Below are 15,613 nucleotides of genomic sequence, written 5' to 3' on the forward strand. Positions count from 1 at the left end.
ATTCGATGAATGGGTGCTGTTACGAAGAATACAGAATTCTGATTGAATGGCTGTTTTGACGCAAAGGCTTTAGAATTGCCCCCAAATAGAAACAGTCAAACGAGAACAGGAATTTCAAATGAAGGCACAAGTCAAGTGGGTTGATAACCAGCGTTTTCTGGGACTGACCGACAGTGGCAACTCCATCGTTATGGATGCCGATAAACACCATAAGAGCGCACCGAGCCCCATGGAGATGGTGCTGATGGGTTTAGGTGGCTGTTCTTCGGTGGACGTGGTTAATATCCTGGAAAAAGCGCGTCAGAAAGTGACCAGCTGCCATGTGGACATTGAATCCGAACGTGCTGATGCCATTCCCGCCGTATTTACCAGAATACATCTGTCTTTTGTGGTGAAAGGCAGCAAGATCAAAGCATCCCAGGTGGAACGTGCCGTAAACTTATCCGCCGAAAAATACTGCTCGGTTGCCCATATGCTAGGCAAAGGTGGTGTTGAAATCACCCACAGTTACGAGATTATCGAAACCGAGTAGAGGATTTAAACCACAAAGACACGAAGGAAGCCTTTTTTGTTTGCTGAACCTGGATCAAAACAACTTTGTGTCTTTGTGGCCCTCTTCTGTTTAACCCGGCGGCCACTGCATTTGACGTCCCGCCAGCAAATGCAGGTGTATATGGTAGACCGACTGCCCACCTTGGCTGTTGGTATTCACGGCCAGGCGAAAGCCATCCTCACTTACCCCTTCGCTGGCCGCGATGTCTTTTGCCACCAGCATCATCTTGCCCAGCAGTGACTGGTCTTCTGCTACAGCGTCATTCATGGTCGCAATATGCTTTTTGGGAATGACCAGAATATGGGTTGGAGCCGCCGGGTTAATATCCCTGAAGGCCACTACCTGATCATCTTCAAATACTTTATCTGCGGGAATATCGCCCTCAGCAATTTTACAGAAAAGACAACTCATTAAACCCACTCCTTGCCTATATAAAAAATCCAGTCACCCTGCAGTAACAGGCTGCTCTATTTCCCGTTCCCACAACAGCGTTGCACCAACGACCGCAGCAGGAATAATCAGCAAATTGATCAACGGTATCAACATGGCCAGGTTAACAACCGCACCAAAAGGCCACGACGTTGATAGCTTTGGTTTCAATCGTGATAACATGTCGGAAAATGAGACACCCCGGTTATCCGCTGCATAGTCACAGTACTGGATAGCCATCATCCAGCCATTGAATAAAAACCACAACACCAATCCCAGCACCGGAACAAAAGACAGTATCAGCAGCACGATTGCCCGGGGCAGGAAATACAACAGTTTGCGCAACTCCCGGCCAATACTTCTCGGCACAATTGTCAGCCAGTCAGACAATTTAAGATCAGGCAGCTCAGCGCCTTCCATTCGCTGCACTTTTTCCGCCAACAGTGCATTAAACGGGGCCGCAATAAAATTCCCGATAATGGTAAAGGTAAAAAACATCACGGCCGCCAGGGCCAGAAAAAACAGCGGCCATAGCAGATACTCCAGAAACGCCAGCCACTCTGGCATCCAGCCGGTGAGTTGCTCCATCCACAGAGAGAAATGGCCCGATGCCCAATAAATAATCCCGGAAAACACCAGGATATTAATGACCAGCGGAATCAAAACAAACCATCGCAATTGTGGCAGTAAAATCATTTTCAGTCCCTGGATAAAGTAACCGGGGCCTGATGCAGGGGTATTATGTATCATCACTTTATTGTTAATGCTTGCCAGAAACCGAAATATTACACCAGCATCAGCTATTTCTCTTGTTTTCTTCTCTTGTGCTTTTCTCTTGAGCAATAGGGACAGACAATAAGACCCATAATTTTTGCCAATTGCCATGGCTCAAAGGCTATAGCTATTATAAGGCCATTTAATCATTACCCCTTATTAATGGAGTACATAATGAGCATAACCAGACACTCCCGCCTGTTAATTCTTGGTTCCGGGCCTGCGGGCTATACCGCCGCTGTCTATGCCGCCAGGGCCAATCTCAATCCGGTCATGATTACCGGCATGCAACAGGGGGGCCAGCTGACCACCACAACGGATGTCGATAACTGGCCAGGTGGACAGGAAGGGCTTCAGGGCCCCGGCCTGATGATGGAGATGGAAGCCCACGCCAAACGCTTTGGTACTGAAATTATTTTTGATCATATCGAAGAAGTGGATTTCAGCCAAAAGCCCTACACCCTGAAAGGCAGCCACACGTATACCTGCGACGCCCTGATTATCGCCACCGGAGCCAGCGCACGCTATCTGGGCCTGGACAGTGAAGAAGCCTTCAAGGGTAAAGGGGTGTCTGCCTGCGCAACCTGTGATGGATTCTTTTATAAAAATAAAGATGTGGTCGTGGTCGGTGGCGGCAACACGGCGGTGGAAGAAGCACTCTATCTCTCTAACATTGCCAGAACCGTTACCGTGATTCATCGACGCCAGCAATTTCGCTCAGAAAAAATCCTTCAGGACAAATTGATGGATCGCGTGCAGAACGGCAATATCAAACTGGTTCTTGACTCTGTTCTGGATGAAGTTCTGGGCGACGACATGGGGGTCACCGGCGTCCGGGTTAAAAATGTGCTGAGTGGTGAATCTGAAGAAATATCCGCAATGGGCTGCTTTATCGCCATTGGCCATACGCCAAATACCGGTATTTTTGCCGGTCAGCTGGACATGAAAGATGGCTATATCCGGGTGAATAGCGGTCTGGCAGGCAATGCCACACTGACATCAAAAGAGGGAGTTTTTGCCGCCGGGGATGTTATGGATCATATCTATCGTCAGGCGATTACCTCTGCAGGTACTGGCTGCATGGCAGCATTGGATGCCGAGAAGTATCTGGATGCCCTGGAAGCTTAAATAGAGCTACTACAGGCTTCCTCGACAGGAAGCCTTGTAAGTCACCGTTTATTTATCGGTGGTGGTTCCTTCTTTCGCAGACTCACCGTAACCGTACTCTTCAGCCAGCGCTCCCTGTTCATCAGGGCTGGATTTAGGCGCATAGTCCTTGGGCTGCTCCAGGGGTGGCGTGCGTTCATTACGACGCTTATGAATCTTCCCGGACAGCAGTGCGTTACTGCTTAACAGGGAGTCGCCGAGCCGGTTGCGGACTTCTTCATCCTTACAGAGCGCTTCCGCACCATTGGCCAGATGCTCATGGACATCCCGGTAGGTATCGGTCAGTTTATTGATCAGGTGGGCTGATGTGGTGAAGTGATCTCCCACACGCTCCTGGTACTCTTTGAATTCCTGCTGAAGTTCATCCAGCTGACTCTCCAGCCTGCCGTTACGGGATTTTGCACCGGACAGTAAATGGTAAACGAGCGCACCACACAGAATCCCCGTCAGAAACGCCAGACTACCGATAAACCAAAGTACGTTCATGTTTTCCACAGTATCGCCTCACTCAGTGGGGCCCGCGCCCTTGTCATTAAATCACAACGCCATGTGCTTTAGCGCCTGCCTATAAACAGATTGTATAGATTCCATTGAAGTTGGCCTAGCCCATACCGGCAAAAGCCAGATTCGAGCAAAACTCGCAGACTTTGTCCACCACTTACTTTGTATAGTTGCTTTCGTCAAAGAGTGATAAAAGAACATCAAAGCCTATAATGACCGAACCCGGCCTGAAAAGGTTCAGTTCAGCAAGCCTTGCCACCTGACCGGAGTCCAGTTACATTGACAGCTTTTGCCCCGTTGGCAAATATGAAAACAATAAGCAGCGCTCCTTTATCCAGTATTTGATTATGACCCCGCAAGCTTGTTATCACAGGGATATCACCCAAAAAGGTTTTAGCAGGGACCCGGCCCAGGCTGAGGCGGTAAAACACTTGCAAAACCTCTATGAACAGCTGATCCAACCACCCGGGGGATCACTCCTCAAGAAGATCAAAGGTGCCCTCGGCAAGCCCCGTGAGCCATTACGTGGCCTCTATTTCTGGGGGGGCGTTGGCCGGGGTAAAACCTGGCTTATGGACACCTTTTATCACTGCCTGCCCTTTCAGGATAAGCTGCGCATGCACTTCCACCACTTTATGCGCCGGGTGCATGCCGAGCTTAAGACACTGGAGGGGCAGAAAAACCCGCTATCAAGCGTCGCTGAACGTCTTTCCAAAGAAGCAAGGATCATCTGCTTTGATGAGTTCTTTGTTTCCGACATCACGGACGCCATGATTCTGGCCGGTTTGATGGATCAGCTGTTTCAGCGGGGCGTCACCCTGGTCGCCACATCGAATGTGGACCCCGACCTTCTCTACAGCGATGGACTGCAAAGGGCCCGCTTCCTTCCGGCCATCGACCTGATTAAAAAGCACACCCTGGTGGTGAATGTTGATGGCAATATTGACTATCGCCTGCGTCTTCTGGAAAAAGCTGAAACCTACTATTGCCCCCTCAATAAAGCCAACCATGAAAAGCTGGAGCGGATATTTTCAGAGCTGGCTGCTGACCCGGAACATATTGAGTCGGGCCAGAGCATCGAAATATCAGGACGCCCGATTAACACCGTAAAGTCAGGCAGAGATGTGGCCTGGTTTACCTTTACGGATCTGTGCGATGGCCCCCGCAGCCAGAATGACTATATCGAGCTTGCCTGCCTGTACCATTCAGTCATTGTTCAGGATGTCCCTCAGTTTGATGCCAACCGGAATGATCAGGCCCGTCGTTTCATCAATCTGATTGACGAGTTCTATGACCGTGGCGTAAAACTTATTTTATCCTGTGAAGTTCATCTTGAAGCACTCTATGCCAGTGGTACTCTGTCGTTTGAGTTCAAGAGAACGCGCAGTCGTCTGCAGGAGATGCAGTCTACAGAGTATCTTGCCCGGCCTCATAAGCCATAAGTGCGTCGAAAATAAATACAGGAGTTTCATCGTATGGATCTTGGTATTCAAAACAAAGTTTTCATATCGATGGGCTGGTCATCAATGCCGGAGGCCCGGCACCGGGATTCTTTGAAGAGTTTGATGATCAAGCCTGGCAGGCTGCTTTTGAATTGACGCTGATGAGCGCCATACGACTGATCAGGGCAACGCTGCCTGCGCTTAAAGTAAACGGCGGCAGCATTCTTACCCTGACCTCTTCCGCCGTAAAGGAACCCATCGATATTCTGGTGATGAGTAATGTCATGCGTTCAGGCGTCAACAGCCTGGTAAAAACACTCGCAACCGATCTGGCGCAATACAATATCCTTATTCAAAGCAATACTTCTCTGCAAGCCCTCAACAGCTTGATATTTTCACTGTGCAGAGTGACCAGAAATCAGGGTGGTAAATGACGGTGAAGGACGTGGTTCGCATCAGTCAACCAGCCGGTTATGCAGCAGTTGGGCAGTCGAAAAGCATTTTTTGTTTTTCCCCGGGCAATAGATGTTTGACCACTAGCAAGGGATGCCGGTTTGAGCCAATCGGGTACAATCTCACCTAACAGGGGGCTTTGCAAAGTTTGAGCAGGATTGCCTGAATCAACAGAAACGTTGCTTTTACAGGCCTCCAGGTAGATTGTTAACAGCTCTTCGGCCTTTTCGTGAACCGCATTTATGCTTTTCAAAAGTTCACTTCGGGAAGCCGTTATATCAACAATTAATTTATTGTCGTCTGATCTGTTCCAGAAAAGGTGCTGAAATTTAGCAAATAAATCGTCAAAATCCGAAGTGTTGATAACCCTGTTAAAAAAACCATCCTGAAAAAAATGTTCGGAATAAGTTTCGCTCAATTTAACCAGCTCTTGCTCGACAATATCGAGACCAGGCATACCATCAATATTACCCACACGCTTTAGATATGCAGGGTATTTAGTCATAACTGACAAAAAGTTTGCCTTTTCATAATCAGTGATTGCCTCAATAATTTTGCCCATTTCTTTTTTAATGCCATCCACTTTCAGAGCTTCAGCAATCTCATCTGTTTTTTTTCTGATCGTATCCTTGTCATCTTTATCTGCCAACTGCAATTGAACCCGATTCATCAGCATGATCAATCGCTCTGTAGCCAGCTGAAGTTTCCCGAATAAGGGGATAAAATGTTCAAGGTATATCAACTGCTGAGCCTGTTGGGTGAAGTCCGGAATACCGATATTACTTTTCTCAACCCTGTTCCTGATCTTTTTCTTCAGTGTGTCAATGATTACCAGCAACACTTCGTGCTGTGCGGTTTCTCTATCCATTACCGGTAACTCATGATTTTTGTTAGTCACCAGCATTGCTGCGTTACAACCGACTTTTGGGTGCCCGCCAACACCACCAGGAATAAGCATCCGGTAAGTTGCTCCAGTGGCATCTTCACCAGACTCAGTGGTCAAAATCGGAAACTGGCATTTTTTAAGCTCGATACAAGGTGGGCTATTAAACAACTCTTGATGCCTGAGCGTTGGTGAAGTCTGACAGCCATGCCACTTTGAAGAAATATTCGTATAGTGTTTATGACGTCCAATGTAGCCATGATAGCAACATACGACCCCATCCCTGACGAATACGAATCCCGCTTCAGCCATGTTTTCCGGAGACAGATTATCTGTAAATGTAGTATCCTTTAACTCACCGTCAACGGTGTAATAACTTTTTTCAAGCATTGATTTTACGGCATTAACATCATGTCGTTGAACTTCAGTCAAGGCGTAAATCCTTTTCTCACTTAATCTCCTGACAATCCCTTGAAAATCAGTGCCACGCCAGGCATCGCCAACCACCATATAACGGCTGGATAAATCCATTTCTACAAGGCAACTGCCTACCCTGCACGGATCGACCAGGATAGGATGATCGCAGGATACCGCCCTTACAATCCGGCCACTGTAGACACGGTGGGATTTCTTTTTTTCGTTCTTTTTTTCGTTCTTTTTTTCGTTCTTTTTTTCGTTCTTTTTTTCGTCTGAATATATATTTAGCTTTGTTACATCCCCAAACCCATCGTAAGGTTTATCTACACGATAAAAATCTCTTAGGTCCCAATGATATTTAACTTTAAGTGTTACATTCATCGAACTTTCACCACCCCGTGATTTCACCCATTTGAGATGACTTGCTGACAATGAAAGATCAGACCTTCATTAACCGATTTAGTTCTATCGAGTCATTTCAGGAATTATGATTATTTCCACAAAATGACAGAACACCCAAAGAATCTATAGAAAGAATTAAACAGAAGGTTGAACTTCCCTCTCAACGATAGAGGTGGAGAATTCATTAATTTCTTTGAAAATGAGATACTTCTTTTTTCTTCTCAGTGCTGATCTCACCTTTCGCGGCAACTCTGAAAAGCAATAGATCACTGAACGATTGGAATCAAGGTCAATCCTTGTAGTGGCTGGAACATACCAGTACATATACTGCTTACGTTTTGAATAAATCACAGCCCCGGCCTCCAGATGATTAAGTTAAAGAATTTGCCTGTTGATCATTTAGTCAACTTAACCCTGAAAAAGTTCCCCTGAAGGCTGTATAAAAGTAGCAACCATCCAAAATCTTCATAAAGACAGCTGCTTATTCTAACTATCCTGCGGCCTTCCTGGCTGCCCGAACCTGATCATAAGCGCCCTGAATTTCCTGGGTTTTTTCTTTGGCAACCGCCATCATTTCCTCAGGCAACCCCTTTGCCACCAGTTTATCCGGATGGTGTTCGCTCATCAGCTTACGATAAGCCTTCTTGACTTCAGCATCTGAGGCACTGTCTGACACGCCCAGAACATCATAGGCCCGCTTCAGATCCATTCCTGAAGATGATCGGTTGCCACCGGCTCCGGAATGATAGCCACCTTGCTGGTAATACTCTCTCTGGGCAATAAACCGTTTGTGAATTTGCTCAAAAGCAAAGTTGCCCACCCCCAGAATACTGCAAACCTGCTTGAATACCGCTTTTTCTGAAGGGCTCAACCCACCGTCGGCATAGGCTGCCGACAGCTGAATCTCCAGAAACATGGGAATCAGTGTGCTGGCACCGGCCACCTCACGAAATGACCGAAGCGCACCTTCAATATCGGAAGACGGCTTCTTGCCCTCATTAAACAGCTCTATTGCCATCCTGCGCTGCTCTTCTGAGAGGCGCATGTTGTCCATAATGGCTCGTGCTGTCTCTATTTCGTACTCACTTACCCGGCCGTCCGCTTTTGCCACACGGCCCATCACCAGAAACGTTGCCCTGAAAAAGGCGGTCTGGGCTTTTTGACGATAAGCGGCAGAAGTCCCGAAGCCAGCAGCTCCCTGCCCACCTAAATAGGTCCGGTTAATCCAGGAACCCACAAATGCGCCCAAAATAGCGCCAAAGGGTCCACCGGTCATGAATCCAACCAACGCGCCAATTACTATTGCGGTCATGAAGTCCTGCTCTGATCTTGAAGATTGTTTTGGCTTTGCGGCCGGTCCTGCTGCTGTTTTTGAAGATAGCCTTCCAGTGCCTGTAGCCGTTCAACAGAACCCACATCCGTCCAGAAACCATGGTGGTACTGGCCACTGACCCGGCCCTGTTGCATGGCCTCAATCAATAACGGAGCCAGGGCAAAGGCTGTGCCACGCTGACAGCCGTCAAATAATCGCGGGGATAGTATGCTGACGCCACTGAATGTCAGTCCGGCTTTTTCCGGCATTGCTGCTTTCTCAAAAAGAATCCCATCGTCGAGACAAAAATCCCCTGCAGGATGGAAGTCCGGATTATCGACCATCACCAGATGCGCCAGCATGCCTTGCGGGAGCTGCAGATTTTTCAGGCAGATATCCGTATATACATCCCCATTCACCACCACAAACGGTGCATCACTTTCGCCCGCCTGACCTTGAGCCAGCAGCGGCAGGGCTCGACAAATCCCACCGCCGGTTTCCAGAGGCTCACCTTCAGGAGAATACTGAATAGTTACCCCCCAGCCGGAACCTGAGCCAAGTGCCTCCTCAATCTTTTCTCCCAACCAGCCATGATTAATGACCAGCTCCCTGAAACCAGCCTGCGCCAGCCGCTCGATATGATAGGTAATCAGGGGTTTTCCTGCCACTGGTACCAGCGGTTTGGGAATGGACAGGGTAATGGGTCTGAGTCTTTTGCCATAACCAGCAGCAAGTATCATGGCCTTCATACGCCAGCTTCCTCCATTACCTGTTTGAGCCGCCCTTTAACCAGAGGTTCAACGCCCTTTTGCAGCCACTCAGCATGGGCTTTGAATTGAGGGTATCGCTGGCAGATGGACACCACATACCCCAGGGTTCTTGGAATATCGTTCAGGTAGCCGGATTTGCTATCACGCAGCCATAACCTGGAAAAGATCCCCAGACATTTCAGATGACGCTGTAAACCCGTGAGATCAAACCAGATTTTCAGCTGTTCCCGGTCATAATCTGCCAGCACCGGATGACGGGCAATAAAGGAGGATAACCAGCAGTCTATCTTTTCTTCAGGCCAGGCTATGTAGCAGTCCCTCAATAAAGACACGACGTCATAAAGCAATGGCCCATGCAGCGCTCCCTGAAAATCAATAACCCCGACAGTGCCATCCGGTGCCAGCATCAGGTTTCGGGAATGGTAATCACGATGAACCGTTCCCTTTGGCTGCTCAAGAAACGTTGTTACCAGCGAGGAGAACAGCCCCGTCAGCGGCTGCATAATGTGAGGATCTTCAGCATCAAATCCCATAAGTGCCCCAAGAAACCACTGGGGATAAAGAGACAGCTCAAGGCGGATCAGCTTTTCATCGTAGGGAGGCAGGTTATCAGGCAACTGTTGCTGCACGGTGAGTAAGGTGTCCAGAAGCTGCGGATAGTGCTGGTTGGCGGCAGAACCTTGCAGTAAAACCTGCATTGGCGTATCCCCCAGATCCTCCTGAAGCATAAAGCCATGCTCATAATCAACCGCAAACACCTCAGGAACGTGAACCCCGCCTGCCCGCCAGTGAGTGGCTATCTCAACAAAGGTGCGGGTATCTTCCGTTGCCGGAGGAGCATCTACGGCAACCAGCGTCCGCTGAGGGGTTTTAACCCGATAATATTTTCGAAAACCGGCGTCACTGCCAATGGCCTGTAAAGGCATTGAAGCACCTGCATCAAGGTCCCCATGATCAAAGGCAGGGCTTTGTCCGCCAGATAACACTGTGACAACCCATTGTGCCAGTTGTTCCCGACGACAAGATGCTTCAGAAACGTTCTGAAGCTCTGAAATTGTTGTGGCCAACGCTTTTGCTTCCCATTAGCAATGTCAGATCAATACCCAAGACTATCACAGAGAGCTATTCTGGCCTATTGGCGCTTAGGCTCTATTGACATAAGGTTCCCGGCCCGGGAGAAAATGAAAAGCCTGTGGCCATTTGACATTTCAGGCTCTCGTGTCCAAAGTTCCCAATGGATTTAACACTGCATTTCCTGTGCAAATGCATATAGAATATTGCGACTCAAATGCAGTAAGAATGTTGCCCCAGGATTGCTGAGCTTATGGATATGCACCCATTACCCTTTACCCCAAAAGCACTGACACTGGTCATTGCAACCAGCATTATTGCCAGCCAGCCAGCAGCCAGAGTTATTGCCGCTGAACCCTCGGGTGGTCAACAGAGCGAATGGCACTGCCAGACACTGGCTAATGGTCATTGGAGTTGTCATCCTGCCACCGGCAAATCCAAACCGGTGCAACCGAAGCCCGGGGCCAAACAGCAGGTCAGAAACCCGAAAAAACCGGCGACGCCGATAAAGCCTGCCACCAACGGTCAAAACGCCGCCCTCAAACAACAACTGGACTGGCAACCTATCCGGAACCTCTCTGCACAGAGAAGATCAACTGAGCCTTTCTATAGCTGCGGCGCTTATATCGAGCCGCCCAGACCTGGCAAAGACTATAGCGGGGACAGCAATAATGCACCCATTGTCGCCGAGTCCAATGAGTCAAGTTATGACAAAGACTCAGTTGCCACCTTCAAGGGTGATGTTACGGTCCGTCAGGGCAGTCGGCAGTTTGAAAGTGACCACGCCACGCTGGACAAAAGTCGGAACCATGGCCAGTTCGAAGGCAACGTTCGCTTTCGGGACAGTGGCGTCCTGCTGGTCGGTGACAAAGGTGATCTAAAGCTCGACAGTGGCCGTGCAACCCTTGAGAATACCGCTTATGTGATGCATGAGCAGAAAGCCCGCGGCAGCGCTAAACGCATCGTCCGCAATGAAGACACTACACTTGAGTTGTCTGACGCCACCTACACCACCTGCCCTCCGGGTGACAAAGGCTGGCAGCTGTCCGGGCAACAGGTAACCCTTGATATGGGTAGTGGTCAGGGTCTGGCCAAAAATGCCGTCGTTCGTGTGCAAGGGCTGCCAATCCTCTACACGCCATATTTGTCTTTCCCTATTGATGACCGCAGAAAGTCCGGTTTCCTTTACCCTACGCTATCCCAAAGCAGTGATAACGGTTTGGACTTTGCCATTCCTTATTACCTGAATATTGCACCCAACTATGATGCCACCCTGACGCCCAGATATATGAGCAAACGGGGATTAATGCTGGAGAACGAATTCCGCTATCTGGTGGGTAACACCCGGGGTGAACTGGGGCTTTCCGGATTGCTGGACAAAGATCAGCTGAAAAAAGAGAACCCTTATTACAATGACCACCGCTGGTTGCTCAACTATCGTCAGCAGACCAACCTGACCAGCCGCTGGACGGCAGAAGTCGACTACGCCAAAGCCAGTGATAAAAACTATCTGGATGATTTCAGCACCAGCCTTAACCTGTCTGCCAACGCACCGCTGAACCAGCGGATAGGTACCCGCTACCTGGGAGGGGATACCAACCACAGCTGGCAGTTTAGTGTGGATGCTCACCAATACCAGAATATGAACCAGACGGCCGATGACCCTTATAACAAACTGCCGCAAATCAAACTGTCTGGTAACTGGCTGGCCAGTAGCCGCCTGAACCTGAATTATGTGGCCGACTACACGAAGTTCTCCCGTGATGATAATTGGCATTATGTTAAGGCAGAATCGAAAACAACACCGAATAACGAATACTTCGAGAGCGTATACGACGAAGGTTATGGTATTAAAAGCGCCAATGGTGAACGGCTCTACCTGGAAACCGGGGCAGGTTACTCTTTTGACTGGAGCTATGCATTTATCCGCCCGGCGGTGAAGGTGCAACATGTTGAATACCGGCTGACGGACCTGAGTGCAACTGAGGTAGAGACTGACCTGAATAGGGCCTACGGCAACTTCGCCGCTGCTGACTACACCGAGTCACCCAAGACAACAGTACCCACATTCAGCATTGACAGCGGCCTTTACTTTGACCGATTCACCAATATCGGTGGCACCGAATTCACCCACACTCTTGAGCCCAGGATGAAGTATCTCTACTCCCCTCATAAAGAAGGGCAGGAGATGAACCCGGTGTTTGATACCGCACTGATGAACTTCAACTACAACTCACTCTGGCGTGACAGCCGCTTCTCCGGCCACGACCGGTTAGGTGATGCCAACCACCTCTCCCTGGGCCTGACAACCCGGTTGATAGAAGATGATGGCTTTGAGCGGGTGCGCTTTGGCATTGGTCAGATCATCTATTTTGAAGATCGTCAACTGTGGATCAGCCCTATTGCCGGTATTGACCAGGGTGTTATTGACCAGGACCTGGATACCGACCCGGGTGATGAGACCAAGCGTCTGCTGGAAGAAATGCAGGATTCAGTGTCACCACTGGCATCGGAACTGGTCTATAACATTAATCGCAGTATGAACATCCATCAGGATCTGATGTGGGATACCAGTAACAACAAACTGGACAGCTACGGTCTTTACTACCAGTACAAGCCGGATGATCGCCGTGTCATGAACGCTGGCTATCGTTTCCTGCGTCAGGCTGATCGTTTTGTTAAAAACGAGCTGGATCAAAATACCGGCCTGACCACCGACAACAACCTGAGCCAGACCGACCTCTCTATCGCATGGCCTGTGACCAACAACTGGTCAGCCATGGGCCGCTGGCAGTACGATTTAACCAACAGGCGGAACCTTGAGATATTATCCGGAGTCGAATATAACAGTTGCTGTTATCAGGTACGTGTACTGTGGCGCAAGTGGGTTGAGGATGATGACAACATTGATCACCCTGACAGCAAAAACGGCGTATTTCTCCAGTTTGTCCTGAGAGGACTTGGCGATCTGACCGGTGGCACCACAAAACAGTACATCAAAGGTATTAAAGGTTACGCAGGGGATGAGAAGTAAATGATGAAGGGATTAAAAAGCATGGCACTGGCTTCCCTGTGCCTGCTGTCTTTCAGCAGTGGTGGCGTTTACGCACAGTCAAATGACGCGGCGCAAACCCCACAGAAAGGCACCATCCGAAACCAGCTGGCACTGGATCGAATCGTTGCCAAAATTGATCAGGACGTGATCATGCAGAGTGAGCTGGATGCCCGTGTTGAGGCTGTGCATCGCCAGCTGGCATCCAGAAATATCGACCTGCCGCCGGAAGATGTGCTTAAAAACCAGGTACTGGAACAGCTGATACTGGAAAACATTCAGATCCAGATGGGCAAGCGCGGAGGCATCCGCATTGATGACTGGGCTCTTAATGACGCCATTGCCCGAATCGCCCAGCGCAACCAGATGACCCTGGAAGCGTTCCGGCAAAACCTGGAAGCGGATGGCCTGTCGTTCAGCCAGGCCCGTGAAGAAATCCGCCGGGAAATGATTCTAAACCGTGTTCGCCAGCGCCAGGTTGCCCAGCGGGTCCAGGTCAGCGAACAGGAAATTGATAACTTCCTGAGCTCTCCTGAAGGGCTGGCGCAAGTGCAGACGGAATATCGTCTGGGTCATATTCTGATTGCCACACCTGACAATGCTACACCCGACCAGGTCCAGAGTGCAGAGCGCCTTGCTGATGACCTGTCCGGACAACTGCGCCAGGGGGCAGACTTTCAGGCCCTGGCCATTGCCAACTCCAGGGGGCAGAATGCCCTGGAAGGTGGCGACCTCGGCTGGCGAAAAGCCGACCAGCTCCCCACACTTTTTGCTGAACAGGCCATTAACATGACCCCGGGGCAGACCTCCGACGCTATTCGCAGCCCTGCCGGTTTCCATATCATCAAACTTATCGACACCAGGGGGAATAAAAAAGTGGTTCAGAGTCAGGTTCATGTTCGCCATATCCTGATCAAGCCCAATGAAATTCGCAGTAACCTTGAGTCCCAGATGCAGGCGAAGAAACTGTATCAGCGGGTTCAGGCGGGGGAAGCGTTCAGCGAGCTTGCCAAAGCGTATTCTGACGATACCGCTTCCGCGCTCAATGGCGGTGATATGGGATGGATCTCTCCAGAAACACTGGTTCCGGAATTCCAGACCGTGATGAACATCATTCCGGAAAAAGTAGTAAGTGAGCCATTTCGCACCACCTACGGCTGGCATATTCTTGAAGTGCTGGGCAAACGGCAGTCTGACATCAGCACCCAGGTTCGCCGCAACCAGGTAAGAGAACTGCTCAGTAATCGCAAGTTTGAAGAAGAACTGCAAGTCTGGCTGCGGGAAATCCGCGATCAGGCCTACGTTGAGATCCAGCTCTGATATGACCGGTTTCACCACCCAACCCATTCCCCGGCTGGTGGTTACCGCCGGGGAGCCTGCAGGCATCGGTCCCGACCTTTGCCTGATGCTGGCAACCCAGGGCCACGAGCTTTCCAAACCGGTGCAACTGGTGATCGCAGCTGATCCGGAGCTATTGGCACAACGGGCAATACAGCTGGGCCTTTCCGTTGACCTGCAACTCTTTAGCCCGGATATCAGAGAACCTTCCCGGGCAAACACCCTGGTGGTTGCCCCGGTCTCCATGGCCACCCCGGCAACAGCGGGTGCCGTTAACCCCGCTAACGGTCAATATGTTCTCGATACCCTGAAGTTAGCCCTGGATGGATGCGTGAACGGCCTTTTTGCTGGAATGGTGACCGGCCCTGTTCATAAAGAAGTAATCAATAACGCTGGTATTCCCTTTAGTGGCCACACTGAGTTTCTTGCTGAACAGACCCACACCGGGAAAGTTGTGATGATGCTGGCGACAGAGGGCTTAAGAGTCGCCCTGGCCACCACCCATTTGCCGCTTTCAAAAGTTTCTTCAGCGATTACCCATGACTCCCTGACCCAGGTTATTCACATTCTTCATCGGGAGTTACAGGACAAGTTTGCGATCCGAACGCCTCATATTCTTGTCTGTGGACTGAACCCCCATGCCGGCGAGGGTGGCCACCTGGGAATGGAAGAGATTGAAACCATTATTCCCGTTCTGCAGAATTGCAGGGCTCAGGGGATGAACCTGACCGGCCCCTTACCCGCTGACACCCTGTTTAACCCAAAACTGCTGCAACAGGCTGATGCCGTACTGGCCATGTACCATGACCAGGGATTACCGGTACTGAAATACAAGGGCTTTGGCCAGGCCGTCAATATTACCCTGGGGCTGCCAATTGTTCGAACCTCTGTTGACCATGGTACCGCCCTGGATCTTGCGGCCACCGGGAACATTGACTCAGGCAGTTTATACACCGCCATCGAAACGGCACTGGAGATGCTTTCCTTCCCTGATTGACATCCTCCCCATTGATTCTGAGAAATCAGTGTGGGGTCTATAGGATTAGTCC

At 49.9% G+C, this 15,613-nt stretch carries 14 protein-coding genes; 7 read left to right on the forward strand and 7 right to left on the reverse strand.

All coding sequences use genetic code 11. From position 1 onward, the window contains the following. The first annotated feature begins 118 nt into the window (after positions 1 to 118). Entirely contained in the window at positions 119 to 532 is a 414-nt protein-coding gene (locus ACO6UY_RS04795) for an OsmC family protein (RefSeq protein WP_422462126.1), read from the forward strand. Between the two features lie 90 nt (positions 533 to 622). Here the strand turns inward: ACO6UY_RS04795 and ACO6UY_RS04800 are convergent, their stop codons facing one another. Next, on the reverse strand, positions 623 to 964 hold the full coding sequence (locus tag ACO6UY_RS04800; protein ID WP_422446755.1) for a histidine triad nucleotide-binding protein: 342 nt from the start codon (positions 962 to 964) through the stop codon (positions 623 to 625). Between the two features lie 33 nt (positions 965 to 997). After that, positions 998 to 1,867 carry a sulfate transporter CysZ gene (cysZ, locus tag ACO6UY_RS04805; RefSeq protein ID WP_422489231.1) on the reverse strand — a complete coding sequence of 290 codons (870 nt, stop codon included), beginning with the start codon at positions 1,865 to 1,867 and terminating at the stop codon, positions 998 to 1,000. A 63-nt stretch (positions 1,868 to 1,930) separates the two neighbouring features. Between cysZ and trxB the strand changes: the two genes are divergently transcribed. Then, positions 1,931 to 2,884, forward strand: a complete 954-nt coding sequence (gene trxB / locus ACO6UY_RS04810; protein WP_422446759.1) for a thioredoxin-disulfide reductase — start codon at positions 1,931 to 1,933, stop codon at positions 2,882 to 2,884. A gap of 48 nt (positions 2,885 to 2,932) precedes the next feature. On the opposite strand, the gene ACO6UY_RS04815 is transcribed toward trxB, so the two are convergent. Beyond that, positions 2,933 to 3,409, reverse strand: coding sequence for a YhcB family protein (locus ACO6UY_RS04815; protein WP_101745134.1), 477 nt, complete (start codon positions 3,407 to 3,409; stop codon positions 2,933 to 2,935). A gap of 362 nt (positions 3,410 to 3,771) precedes the next feature. Here ACO6UY_RS04815 and zapE point away from each other — a divergent pair, with 362 nt between their 5' ends. Together zapE and ACO6UY_RS04825 are read left to right on the forward strand one after the other, a co-directional pair. Then, positions 3,772 to 4,866, forward strand: coding sequence for a cell division protein ZapE (zapE, locus tag ACO6UY_RS04820; RefSeq protein ID WP_422446761.1), 1,095 nt, complete (start codon positions 3,772 to 3,774; stop codon positions 4,864 to 4,866). 11 nt (positions 4,867 to 4,877) lie between these two features. After that, positions 4,878 to 5,300 carry an SDR family NAD(P)-dependent oxidoreductase gene (locus tag ACO6UY_RS04825; RefSeq protein ID WP_422447917.1) on the forward strand — a complete coding sequence of 141 codons (423 nt, stop codon included), beginning with the start codon at positions 4,878 to 4,880 and terminating at the stop codon, positions 5,298 to 5,300. Here ACO6UY_RS04825 and ACO6UY_RS04830 read toward each other — a convergent pair. The 4 genes from ACO6UY_RS04830 to ACO6UY_RS04845 all read right to left on the reverse strand — a co-directional run bounded on the left by ACO6UY_RS04830 (position 5,285) and on the right by ACO6UY_RS04845 (position 10,170). After that, positions 5,285 to 7,051 (reverse strand): hypothetical protein, encoded by a 1,767-nt coding sequence (locus ACO6UY_RS04830; protein WP_422489233.1) that lies wholly within the window; start codon positions 7,049 to 7,051, stop codon positions 5,285 to 5,287. The two genes, ACO6UY_RS04825 and ACO6UY_RS04830, sit on opposite strands and share 16 nt — an antisense overlap. A gap of 460 nt (positions 7,052 to 7,511) precedes the next feature. Beyond that, on the reverse strand, positions 7,512 to 8,333 hold the full coding sequence (gene djlA, locus ACO6UY_RS04835) for a co-chaperone DjlA (protein ID WP_422446765.1): 822 nt from the start codon (positions 8,331 to 8,333) through the stop codon (positions 7,512 to 7,514). Then, positions 8,330 to 9,082: an N-acetylmuramate alpha-1-phosphate uridylyltransferase MurU gene (gene murU, locus ACO6UY_RS04840; RefSeq protein WP_422462130.1), complete on the reverse strand. Its 753-nt coding sequence runs from the start codon at positions 9,080 to 9,082 to the stop codon at positions 8,330 to 8,332. Before murU ends, djlA begins: the two co-directional genes overlap by 4 nt. Beyond that, positions 9,079 to 10,170 carry an aminoglycoside phosphotransferase family protein gene (locus ACO6UY_RS04845; protein WP_422462131.1) on the reverse strand — a complete coding sequence of 364 codons (1,092 nt, stop codon included), beginning with the start codon at positions 10,168 to 10,170 and terminating at the stop codon, positions 9,079 to 9,081. The genes murU and ACO6UY_RS04845 overlap by 4 nt, the downstream gene beginning before the upstream one ends. A 257-nt stretch (positions 10,171 to 10,427) precedes the next feature. On the opposite strand from ACO6UY_RS04845, the gene ACO6UY_RS04850 reads away from it, so the two are divergent. Genes ACO6UY_RS04850 through pdxA form a run of 3 tightly spaced genes read left to right on the forward strand, consistent with a single transcriptional unit; the run spans position 10,428 to position 15,561 of the window. Beyond that, complete coding sequence (locus ACO6UY_RS04850; protein WP_422489235.1) at positions 10,428 to 13,208, forward strand: LPS-assembly protein LptD; 2,781 nt, start codon at positions 10,428 to 10,430, stop codon at positions 13,206 to 13,208. Beyond that, a complete protein-coding gene (locus tag ACO6UY_RS04855) occupies positions 13,209 to 14,546 on the forward strand; it encodes a peptidylprolyl isomerase (RefSeq protein WP_422489236.1) in 1,338 nt (445 codons plus the stop codon). A 1-nt stretch (position 14,547) separates the two neighbouring features. Continuing rightward, positions 14,548 to 15,561 carry a 4-hydroxythreonine-4-phosphate dehydrogenase PdxA gene (pdxA, locus tag ACO6UY_RS04860; protein ID WP_422447919.1) on the forward strand — a complete coding sequence of 338 codons (1,014 nt, stop codon included), beginning with the start codon at positions 14,548 to 14,550 and terminating at the stop codon, positions 15,559 to 15,561. The last annotated feature ends 52 nt before the right edge of the window (positions 15,562 to 15,613 follow it).

The organism is Endozoicomonas sp. ALE010, from assembly GCF_049310165.1.
In the GTDB taxonomy this organism is placed as follows: Bacteria; Pseudomonadota; Gammaproteobacteria; order Pseudomonadales; family Endozoicomonadaceae; genus Endozoicomonas.